A 10822-nucleotide genomic window follows, 5' to 3' on the forward strand; every position below is an offset into this window, starting at 1 on the left:
CGACACTACGAGCCGGGTGGCGCACATGTATGGTCCATTTCCATGACGGATTCATGGGCCACTTTCGGTGCCGACCTGCATCTCGACACCACCGGATCGACCGGGCTGCGGGCCGGGCTCATGGACGCCCTGCGGGAGGCCGTGCGGACGGGCAGGCTGGCCCCCGGCACCCGGCTGCCGTCGTCCCGCGGGCTCGCCGCCGACCTCGGCATGGCCCGCAACACCGTCGCCGACGCCTACGCGGAACTGGTCGCCGAGGGCTGGCTCACCGCCCGGCAGGGCTCGGGCACCCGGGTGGCCCGGCGGGCGGAGCCGCGCCCCTCGGCCACCCGGGTCACCCGGACCCGGACGACGCGCTCCCGGCCCGCGCACAACCTGCTGGGCGGGTCGCCCGACCTCTCGACGTTCCCGCGCGCCGAATGGCTCAGGGCGGCCCGCCGCGCCCTGACGGCCGCGCCCCACGACGCCTTCGGGTACGGCGACCCGAGGGGACGCGTCGAACTGCGCACCGTGCTCGCCGACTACCTGGCCCGTGCCCGGGGCGTCCACGCCGACCCGGAACGCATCATGATCTGCGCCGGCTTCGCGCACGCGCTGAAACTGATGGGGACGGTGCTGCGCAGGCGGCGGGTGCGGGAGGTGGCCGTCGAGTCGTACGGGCTGGACATCCACTACGACCTGCTCCGGGAGGCCGGGCTGCGGCTGCCCTGCCTGCCGGTCGACGGCTTCGGGGCGCGGACCGACGAGCTGGCCGGACTGCGGGGCGTGGGCGCGGTCCTGATGACGCCCGCGCACCAGTTCCCCACCGGGGTGCCGCTGCACCCCGACCGCCGGGCCGCGGCGGTGGACTGGGCACGGGCCACGGGCGGGCTGATCCTGGAGGACGACTACGACGGCGAGTTCCGCTACGACCGCCAGCCGGTCGGCGCGCTCCAGGGCCTCGACCCCGAACGCGTGGTGCATCTGGGGACGACGAGCAAATCGCTGGCCCCCGGCCTGCGGCTGGGGTGGATGGTGCTGCCGGAGGACCTGGTGGGGGAGGTGTCCGAGGCCAAGGGGGTGAGCGACTGGTCGTCGAGCGCGCTGGACCAGCTGACGCTCGCGGAGTTCATCGGGTCGGGCGCGTACGACCGGCACGTGCGTTCGATGCGGCTGCGCTACCGGCGCCGCCGCGACCAGCTCGTCGAGGCCCTGGCGGAACGGGCCCCGGAGGTCCGGATCAGCGGCATCGCCGCCGGACTGCACGCCGTGCTCGAACTCCCCGAGGGCAGCGAGCCGTCCGTGCTGCGGGCGGCCGCGTGGCAGGGGCTGGCGCTGGAGGGGATCTCGCGCTTCCGCCACCCCGACGCGGCACCGGGGCGGGACGCCCTGGTCATCGGCTACGGAACACCCACCGACAGCGCCTGGGCCGGCGCCCTGGACGCCCTGTGCCGGGTACTGCCCACCCGGTGACCTCCCGGCCGTGCCCGTCGGGCCCGAGACCTGTCCCGCCGGGGCCCGAACCCCCCGCGCTAGTCTGATGAACGGTCGCGTTCGATGGTCACACTGGCTTGATCTTTACTACGGGGGAGACATGGCTGTACGAAGGCTGCGGTCGAGCACGGTGGTGCTCGGCGGCATGGGGGTGCTCGCCGCGATGATCACCTCCTGCGGTTCGGAACCGGACAAGCGGTGCGTCGACCCGGTCAGCCGGGACAAGCTGCCGAGCTACGAGTGCAAGGGCGGCGGCAAGGGCTCGTACTACTACGGCGGCAGCAGCAAGAACGGCAAGGTCGAGGGCGGCAGCTTCAACAAGTCGGCGGTCGACCGGGGCGGTTTCGGCTGCTCGGGCACCGGCGGCGGCTGAGCCGGCATGGAGCGCCGCACCACGCAGCCGCGTCCCGGCTGGCAGCAGACGGTGGAGGAGCAGGGGATCGTCTTCCCGCTCACCCGCTACCCGGACGGATCGCTGCGCCCGTACTGGGACGAGAGCGCCTACTACGTCTTCTCCCTGCCCGAGGTCGAGGCACTGGAGGAGGTGGTCGAGGAGCTGCACGCGATGTGCCTGGCCGCGGCCGCGAACATCGTGGCGAAGGACCGGTTCGCCGAACTCGGCATCACCGACCGCCGGCTGGCCGGCCTGATCGCCCAGTCCTGGCACCGCAGGGCCGAACTCCCGTCCCTGTACGGCAGGTTCGACCTGCGTTACGACGGGACCGGCCCGGCGAAGATGCTGGAGTACAACGCGGACACCCCCACCTCCCTGGTGGAGGCCGCGAGCGCCCAGTGGTTCTGGATGGAGGACCGCTTCCCGGGCGCCGACCAGTGGAACTCGCTGCACGAACGGCTCGTGGACGCGTGGCGGCGGCAGGCCGCCCTGCTGCCGCCGGGGCCGCTGCACTTCGCGCACTCCGACGGGGACGAACTGGGCGAGGACCTGATGACGGTCGCGTATCTGCGGGAGACCGCGGAGCAGGCCGGCATCGAGACCGAGGCGCTCTCCGTCGAGCGGATCGGCTGGGACCGGCTGAGCGGGCGGTTCGTCGACGAACGGCTCCGGTTCATCCGCAGCTGCTTCAAGCTGTACCCGTGGGAGTGGCTGGCGACCGACCGGTTCGGCCCGCACGTGCTGGACACCCTCGACAACGGCGGCGGCAGCGGCACCACCTGCTGGATCGAGCCCGCCTGGAAGATGCTGCTGTCCAACAAGGCGCTGCTGGCGATCCTCTGGGAGCTCTACCCGGGCCACCCGAACCTGCTCGCGTCCTACCTCGACGGCCCCCGCGACCTGGCGGCGGGCACGGGCGACGGACCCGGCCCCGGTTACGTCGCCAAGCCGCTGCTCGGCCGCGAGGGGGCCGGGGTCACGGTCCACGGACCGGGCAGCCCCGCGGTGCTGAGCGACGAACCGTGCTGTTACCAGGAGCTCGCGCTGCTGCCGGACTTCGACGGCAACCGCGTGGTGCTGGGGGCCTGGGTGGTCGAGGACGAGGCGGCCGGCCTGGGCATCCGGGAGTCCGCCGGACCGGTCACGGACGAGTACGCCCGCTTCCTGCCGCACGTCATCCTCTGAGGGCCGTCCGGGCGGGGCGGCGGGAACCCGTCGCCCCGTCAGGCCCCGGCCGCGCGCAGCCAGCCGATCAGGTCGTCCGTCACGGGTTCGCCCGCCGCCGCGACGTCCGCGCGGACCGCGCCCAGCCCGAGCCGGTGGACGGAGACGCGGTCGCGGCCGTGGCGGCGCATGAAGAACCCGTCGCCCCCGCCGTCGTCCCCGACCAGCACCCAGTGGGGCGCGTACCGGGCCACCTCGAAGGTCTCGTTGCGTTCCGCGATGGTGTGCGGGCCGTAGACGTGGACGCCGTTGCCGAGCAGCACGCCCGGGGTCGAGCGCCACAGCCGGGCGACCGTCGGGTTGGGGCCGTCCCGCAGCCCGCGCAGCCGTGCGGCCCGGACGGCCAGGAACCCGGCGAAGGACTCCGCCACCGGGTACTCCTCGCCGTCGATGCCGTCCCGGCACACCACCGGATGCTCCCCGGCCCCGGCCTCCCCGTCCCGGTCGAGGGCGAAGGAGTAGCTGTCCCCGCAGTCGGGCTCGACGGCGAAGCACAGCCGGGCGCCGCTCAGCCGCCACGCGGCCGTGATGGCCTCGTACATGTCGTCGTCGGCCGCCCCGGCGGGCCCGGCCGTCGCGATCTGCGCGCCGCCGGCCCGCCCGTGGCCGAACTCGGCCAGCCACCACCGGTACGAGGGCGGCAGCGGGCCGACGCGCGTCTCGGCGTCCCGGATCGCCTCCTCCGGCACGGCGGAGGCCGACCCGCGGCCGAACCCCGGCGACTCCTCGACGAGGTCCCGCAGTTGCGTCAGGTCAGGTCTCACGGCGCAGAGTCTGCCAGGCCGGCCACCGGACCGTGCCCGCGGGAGAAACCCCCGCCGCGGCCCGGCGGTCCGGCGGCCCGGCACGTCGGCCGAGCCGCCGGACCGGAGGTCCGATGCCCCGATCCGGAGGCCCGCTGCCCCCGGACCGGCGCGCCGGCTCCCGGGTCAGTGGCGCAGGACGCCGCGGAGCTGTTCCAGCCCCCAGTCCAGGTCCTCCTTGCTGATCACCAGCGGCGGCGCGATCCGGATCGTCGAGCCGTGGGTGTCCTTGACCAGCACCCCGCGTTCCATCAGCTTCTCGGAGATCTCCCGGCCCGTGCCGAGGGCCGGGGCGATGTCCACGCCCGCCCACAGCCCGCGGCCCCGTACCGCCTCCACCGCGCCGCCGCCCACCAGCAGCCCCAGCTCCTGGTGCAGGTGCTCGCCCAGTTCGGCCGCCCGCTGCTGGAACTCGCCGGTGCGGAGCATCGCGACGACCTCCAGCGCGACGGCGCAGGCGAGCGGATTGCCGCCGAACGTCGAACCGTGCTCGCCGGGGCGGTACACCCCCAGCACCGCCCGGGACGAGACCACCGCCGACACCGGCACCACACCGCCGCCCAGCGCCTTGCCGAGCACGTACATGTCCGGCACGACGCCCTCGTGCTCGCACGCGAAGGTCTTCCCGGTCCGGCCCAGCCCCGACTGGATCTCGTCCGCGATGAACAGCACGCCGCGCTCGCGGGTGAGCTCGCGCACCCCCGGGAGGTAGCCCGGCGGCGGCACCAGCACCCCGGCCTCGCCCTGGATCGGCTCCATGAGCACCGCGACGGTGTTGTCCGTCATCGCCTCCCGGAGCGCGGTGAGGTCCCCGTACGGCACGATCTCGAACCCCGGTGTGTAGGGGCCGAAGTCCTCCCGCGCCTCGGGGTCGGTGGAGAAGCTGATGATCGTCGTCGTCCGGCCGTGGAAGTTGTTCGCGGCGACGATGATCTTCGCCATGCCGTCCGGGACGCCCTTCACCCGGTAGCCCCACTTGCGGGCCGTCTTCACCGCGGTCTCCACGGCCTCCGCCCCGGTGTTCATCGGGAGCACCGACTCCATGCCGCACAACTCGGCGAGCTGCGTGCAGAAGTCGGCGAACCGGTCGTGGTGGAAGGCGCGCGAGGTGAGGGTCACCCGGTCCAGCTGCGCCCTGGCCGCGTCGAGCAGGCGCCGGTTGCCGTGGCCGAAATTGAGTGCCGAGTAACCGGCGAGCATGTCGAGGTAGCGCCGGCCCTCGACATCGGTCATCCAGGCCCCCTCCGCCGTGGCGACCACGACAGGGAGCGGATGGTAATTGTGCGCGCTGTGCGCCTCGGCGGAGGCGATGGCGTTTTCCGTGATCGACACGGGATCTCCGTTCGTCGTGGGCATGGGCGTGGGCGGGGTGGTGCCCACTTTGTATCGTCGGTCGGATCCGGTCCGAGGAAACCTCCGATTCCCGGCGTGCCCGACCGGCCGGCACCGGCGTCCGCGCCCGCCCCTCCCGGCCCCCGCCGTGATCCTCGTCTCATCCGCGGCGGTGCGCGCGCCCGGTCCGGGTGCCTTCCGCACCGGCTGCCGGAGATCGCTCCCGTACCTGAGACAATGAGTCCCATGGCCTCTGAACGCCCCCGCGTGCTCTCCGGAATCCAGCCCACCGCAGGCTCGTTCCACCTCGGCAACTACCTCGGTGCGGTCCGCCAGTGGGTGGCGCTGCAGGAATCCCACGACGCCTTCTACATGGTCGTCGACCTGCACGCGATCACCGTTCCGCAGGACCCCGCGGAGCTGCGCGCCAACACCCGGCTCGCCGCCGCCCAGCTCCTCGCCGCCGGTCTCGACCCCGAGCGGTGCACGCTCTTCGTCCAGAGCCACGTCCCCGAGCACGCCCAGCTCGGCTGGGTCATGAACTGCCTCACCGGCTTCGGCGAGGCGTCGCGCATGACGCAGTTCAAGGACAAGTCCGCCAAGCAGGGCGCCGACCGCGCCACCGTCGGTCTCTTCACGTACCCGATGCTGATGGTCGCCGACATCCTGCTGTACCAGGCCGACCAGGTCCCGGTCGGCGAGGACCAGCGCCAGCACCTGGAGCTGACCCGCAACCTCGCCGAGCGGTTCAACGGCACCTACGGGGACACCTTCACCGTGCCGGACCCGTACATCCTCAAGGAGACGGCGAAGATCTACGACCTCCAGGACCCGTCGTCCAAGATGAGCAAGTCGGCGGCCACCCCGAAGGGTCTGATCAACCTCCTCGACGAGCCGAAGGCCACCGCCAAGAAGGTGAAGAGCGCGGTCACCGACACCGACACGGTCATCCGCTTCGACCGCGTGGAGAAGCCCGGCGTCAGCAATCTGCTGAGCATCTGCTCGACACTCACGGGCGTCGGTATCGCGGATCTGGAGCAGAAGTACGAGGGCAAGGGCTACGGTGCGCTCAAGACCGACCTCGCCGAGGTCATGGTCGAGTTCGTCACACCGTTCCGGACCCGCACCCAGGAATATCTGGACGACCCGGAGACGCTGGACTCGATCCTGGCCAAGGGCGCGGAGAAGGCGCGGTCCGTCGCGGCCGAGACCCTGGCTCGTACGTACGACCGAATGGGCTTCCTGCCTGCGAAGCACTGAGTCCAAGGACCCTGGCGGTTTCGGGGCCGCAGGCTGCACACTGGCGACGGAAGCCGACCAGGTGGGTGGCCGAAAACAGGTCATCGACCATCGAGGATTGAGGAGAACGACGTGGGGACCGTAACGCTCGGCGTTTCGATCGCGGTCCCGGAGCCCTACGGCAGCCTGCTCCAGGAGCGGCGCGCGAGCTTCGGGGATCCTGCCGCGTACGGCATTCCCACCCACGTCACCCTGCTTCCGCCGACCGCGGCCGACGCGGCCGCCCTGCCCGCGATCGAGGCGCACCTCGCCCGGATCGCGACGGGCGGCCGTCCCTTCCCGATGCGGCTGTCCGGCACGGGGACCTTCCGGCCGCTGTCGCCGGTGGTCTTCGTGCAGGTCGTCGAGGGCGGCTCGGCCTGCTCCTGGCTCCAGAAGCGGGTCCGGGACGGCTCGGGGCCGCTGGTCCGCGAGCTCCAGTTCCCGTACCACCCGCACGTGACCGTGGCGCACGACATCCCCGAGGCGGCGATGGACCGGGCGTACGAGGAGCTCTCCGACTACGAGGCGTCCTGGACCTGCGGTTCCTTCGCGCTGTACGAGCAGGGCGCGGACAGCGTCTGGCGCAAGATCAACGAGTTCCCGTTCGGGACCGGGGACGGCATGCCGGCCGTGCCCGCGCAGGGCAGCTCGTCCGTGGACGAACCCTCCCTGCAGTCCTGATCACCGCCCCAGTCCTGATCGCCACCCCCCGCACGCCTCCTTCGACCCCGGCGTGCCCCGGGTGACCCTTTCGCCTCCGCCGCCCCGTCCGGTTCCTCCGGTTCAGAGCGGCAGGCGCCGGAACAGCGGGCGCGGCACGTGCCGCAGCGCCGACATCACCGCGCGCAGCGATCCGGGCACCCAGACCGTCTCCGAGCGCCGTCGCAGCCCCGCCACGATGGCCTCCGCGACGGCGTCCGGGGTCGTGGTGAGGGACGACGCCTCCAGGGGCGCCGAGGCGAACCGGGCGGCGGCGAGCCGGGCCGCCTCGACCCGGGGCGCACCGATCCACGGCGCACCGGCCCGCGACGTGCCGATCCACGGGGCACCGATCCGCGTACCGCCCCGTGCGTCGACCCGCGTACCGCTTCCGCTTCCCGCGGTGCCCGTCGGATCCGTGATTCCGGCCACTGCCGCCACCGCCACGGGTTCCGCCACCGGATCCGTCGCCGCGGTCCCGGCCGCCGTCTCGCCGGCCCCGGTCGTCCCCGTCGCGTCGTCGGGGGCCGTCCCCGGCCGCACGGGGCCGGACCGTACGAGGCCGGGACGCACGACCATCACATGCACCCCCGTGTCGTGCAGCGCGTCGCCCAGCCCCTGAGCGAACGTGTCCAGACCCGCCTTGCTGGACCCGTAGATGAAGTCGGCGCGGCGCACGCGCTCGCCCGCCACCGAGGACAGCACCACCAGCGAACCGTGCCCCTGCGCCTGGAGCGCGCCGGCGCACACCAGCCCGGCGGAGACGGCCCCCGTGTAGTTGGTCTGGGCGACCCGGACCGCGGAGAGCGGCTCCTCCTCGTCGCGCTCCTGGTCGCCCGCGATCCCGAAGGCGAGCAGCACCATGTCGACGTCGCCCTCGGCGAAGACCTCGCCGAGCACGGCCTCGTGGGACTCGGAGTCGAGGGCGTCGAAGTCGACCGTGCGGACGTCGGCGCCGCGTGCGCGCAGTTCGGCGGCGGCCGCGTCGAGGGCGGGGGAGGGGCGCCCGGCCAGCCGGACCGTGCGGGTCCGCAGCGCGATCAGCCGCCGTGCGGTGGCCAGGGCGATCTCCGACGTGCCGCCGAGTACGAGCAGGGACTGCGGGGCCCCGAAGGCGTCCTTCACGAAAGCGCTCCTTGCAGACAGGGGTGGTGACCAGAGGGATGGTGGGGTGTGCGGAACGCGGCGCCGGTCAGAGCGACAGACGGCGCGACAGGTCCGATCGGAACGCCCCGTACGGGTCCAACTCGGCGCGCAGCGAACGGAATCGGTCCAGCTTCGGATACATGGCGGCCAGCAGCTCGGGCCGCAGCCGGGAGTCCTTCGCCAGGCAGACCCGGCCGCCGGCCGCCGCCACCTCCTCGTCCAGCGAGTCCAGGAACCGGGCCAGGCCGGGCAGGGCGGCGGGCAGGTCGAGGGCGAGCGTCCAGCCGGGCACGGGGAACGACAGCCAGCCCGGGTCGCTCGCGCCGAACCGCTTCAGCACCGCGTACGACGACGGGCAGCGCCGCAGGGAGATCCGGCGCACGATCCGCCGCAGCGCCTCCTCCTGCCCGAACCCGACGGCGAACTGGTACCGCACCGACCCGGCGCGCCCCCGGGGCCGGTCCCGGACCGGCCCGTCCAGGAGGCGGAAGAACTCGGCGGGCCGCTGGAGTTCGCCGGGCCGGTACCCGGGCGCGCCGCGGTACCGGAGCTCGCCCAGGAGGGCGGCGCAGACCCCGCCGGGCAGCGAGTGGGGCACGAGGGCGGAGAGGGACGGCAGCCGTCCCGGGCGGAACGCGGACGGGGTGCGCCGGGCGCGCGCCGGACGCGCGTACCGGGGTGCCCGTCCGTCCACGGGCACGGGCTCGCCCCGGGTGAGCACGGCGCGCCCCGTCGCCCGGCCGCGGGAGAGCAGGTCGATCCGGGCGGCCGAGTAGCGGTAGCGGTGGTCCCCGGCGGAGAGCCGGTCCAGCAGGTCGTCCAGGTCGACGGCGCGTTCGGTGTCGACCGACAGCCACGACCCGGTGGCGCGGTGGCAGCGCAGTGTCGCCGAGAGGATCACGCCCGTCAGGCCCAGACCGCCCGCGGTCGCGTGGAAGAGCACGGTGCCGGGACGGACCGTGTGGATCTCGCCGTCGGCGGTCAGCAGCTCCAACTCCTGGACGTGGCGCGAGAAGGAGCCGGAGTGGTGCTGGTCGTGACCGTGCGCGTCGGCGCCGATCGCGCCGCCCACGGTGACGTACCGGTTCGGGGACGGGGTGGGCACGGACCAGCCGAGCGGTCGCAGGACCTCCGCCAGCCGGTGCAGGCCGACCCCGGCGTCGCAGACCACCAGCCCGGCGGTGGCGTCGACGGTGCGGATCCGGTCCAGCGCGGTCATGTCGAGGACGGAGCCGCCCGCGTTCTGCGCCGCGTCGCCGTGGGATCCGCCCAGCCCCCGGGCGATGGAGCCACGGGGTCCGCAGCCGCGTACCGTCGCCGCCGCCTCCTCGTACGTGCGCGGGCGGAACCGCAGAGCGGTCGTCGGGGCGGTACGGCCCCAGCCGGTCAGGGACACCGTGTCGACAGACATGACGGTGACCGTAGCGCCAGGGAAAACCCTTTTGGGGGATTTGTTACAGTGCTCACCGTTATGGGTGATTGAGGGAGTGTCGGGCCGCACACCGAGGGGGCCGGGTACGGTTCCCGGCGCCCGGACGGGTAAGCCGTACGTCATGGACTGGCTGAAGAAACTCCCCGTCATCGGGCCGATCGTCTCCCGGCTGATGACGACGCACGCCTGGCGTTCCTACGAGACGCTGGAACGGGTCCACTGGACCAGGCTCGCCGCCGCGATCACCTTCACCAGCTTCCTGGCGATCTTCCCGCTGATCGCGGTCGGTGCGGCGATCGGTGCCGCGCTGCTCTCCGACGAGCAGTTGCGCAAGATCGAGGACAAGCTCGCCGAGCAGGTGCCGGGCATCTCCGACCAGCTCGGCATCGAGGGCCTGGTGGCCCACGCGGGCACGGTCGGGGCGGTGGCCGGTGCGCTGCTGCTCCTCACCGGGATCGGCTGGCTCGGCTCGATGCGCGACTGCCTGCGCGCCGTCTGGGGCCGGGACGACGTGGACACGGGCAACCCGGTCGTCCGCAAGCTCAAGGACGCGGGGCTGCTGCTCGGGCTCGGCGGCGCGGCGCTCGCGACCCTCGCGATCTCCTCGGTGGGCACCGTCGCGGTCGGCCGGACCGCCGGTCTGCTGAACATCTCGGACCGGGGCGCGGGCGGTGTGGTGCTCCAGGTGGCCGCCATGGCCGTGGGGGCGCTCGGCGGCTTCCTGCTGCTGCTCTACCTGCTGACCCTGCTGCCCGGCGTGGAGCCGCCGCGGCGCAGTCTGCTGGTCGCGGGCGCGATCGGCGCGATCGGCTTCGAACTGCTCAAGCTGCTGCTCGGCAGCTACATGAAGGGCGTGGCGTCCAAGAGCATGTACGGCGCCTTCGGGGTGCCCGTGGCCCTGCTGCTCTGGCTCAACTTCACGGCGAAACTGCTGCTGTTCTGCGCCGCCTGGACGGCGACGCAGAACAGCAGCAGTTTCGCCGTGAAGTTGAGCCAGAGCAGCAGGGCCACGGGCACCCCGAAGGCGCCGTACATGCT

The 10822-nt window shown here is 73.1% G+C and carries 9 protein-coding genes and 2 pseudogenes; 6 read left to right on the forward strand and 5 right to left on the reverse strand.

Annotation, left to right across the window (positions count from 1 at the left end; all coding sequences use genetic code 11):
• Positions 1-42 precede the first annotated feature (42 nt).
• The 3 genes from EAO76_RS28590 (at position 43) to EAO76_RS28600 (ending at position 3052) form a co-directional block, all read left to right on the forward strand.
• Positions 43-1452 carry a PLP-dependent aminotransferase family protein gene (locus EAO76_RS28590; protein ID WP_148838800.1) on the forward strand — a complete coding sequence of 470 codons (1410 nt, stop codon included), beginning with the start codon at positions 43-45 and terminating at the stop codon, positions 1450-1452.
• Between the two features lie 121 nt (positions 1453-1573).
• A complete protein-coding gene (locus EAO76_RS28595) occupies positions 1574-1846 on the forward strand; it encodes a hypothetical protein (protein WP_148838801.1) in 273 nt (90 codons plus the stop codon).
• A gap of 6 nt (positions 1847-1852) precedes the next feature.
• A complete protein-coding gene (locus EAO76_RS28600; RefSeq protein ID WP_148838802.1) occupies positions 1853-3052 on the forward strand; it encodes a glutathionylspermidine synthase family protein in 1200 nt (399 codons plus the stop codon).
• 38 nt (positions 3053-3090) lie between these two features.
• On the opposite strand, the gene EAO76_RS28605 is transcribed toward EAO76_RS28600, so the two are convergent.
• Entirely contained in the window at positions 3091-3855 is a 765-nt protein-coding gene (locus EAO76_RS28605; RefSeq protein WP_148838803.1) for an SMI1/KNR4 family protein, read from the reverse strand.
• A gap of 165 nt (positions 3856-4020) precedes the next feature.
• Complete coding sequence (gene rocD / locus EAO76_RS28610) at positions 4021-5226, reverse strand: ornithine--oxo-acid transaminase (RefSeq protein WP_148838804.1); 1206 nt, start codon at positions 5224-5226, stop codon at positions 4021-4023.
• Between the two features lie 246 nt (positions 5227-5472).
• Between rocD and trpS the strand changes: the two genes are divergently transcribed.
• Positions 5473-6486, forward strand: a complete 1014-nt coding sequence (gene trpS, locus EAO76_RS28615; protein ID WP_148838805.1) for a tryptophan--tRNA ligase — start codon at positions 5473-5475, stop codon at positions 6484-6486.
• Between the two features lie 111 nt (positions 6487-6597).
• Positions 6598-7188 (forward strand): 2'-5' RNA ligase family protein, encoded by a 591-nt coding sequence (locus tag EAO76_RS28620; protein WP_148838806.1) that lies wholly within the window; start codon positions 6598-6600, stop codon positions 7186-7188.
• A 102-nt stretch (positions 7189-7290) separates the two neighbouring features.
• Here the strand turns inward: EAO76_RS28620 and EAO76_RS47740 are convergent.
• The 3 genes and pseudogenes from EAO76_RS47740 to EAO76_RS28635 form a co-directional block, all read right to left on the reverse strand.
• A pseudogene (locus tag EAO76_RS47740) lies at positions 7291-7440 on the reverse strand (decaprenylphospho-beta-D-erythro-pentofuranosid-2-ulose 2-reductase); the annotation flags it as partial.
• Positions 7441-7617: 177 nt separating this feature from the next.
• Positions 7618-8331 (reverse strand): annotated as a pseudogene (locus EAO76_RS46710) (SDR family NAD(P)-dependent oxidoreductase); the annotation flags it as partial.
• A gap of 67 nt (positions 8332-8398) precedes the next feature.
• Positions 8399-9763 (reverse strand): FAD-binding oxidoreductase, encoded by a 1365-nt coding sequence (locus tag EAO76_RS28635; RefSeq protein WP_148838807.1) that lies wholly within the window; start codon positions 9761-9763, stop codon positions 8399-8401.
• A 142-nt stretch (positions 9764-9905) separates the two neighbouring features.
• Here EAO76_RS28635 and EAO76_RS28640 point away from each other — a divergent pair.
• The coding region (locus EAO76_RS28640; protein WP_148840356.1) for a YihY/virulence factor BrkB family protein at positions 9906-10822 on the forward strand (917 nt) is incomplete at its 3' end.

Source organism: Streptomyces sp. sk2.1, assembly GCF_008120935.1.
Taxonomy (GTDB): domain Bacteria; phylum Actinomycetota; class Actinomycetes; order Streptomycetales; family Streptomycetaceae; genus Streptomyces.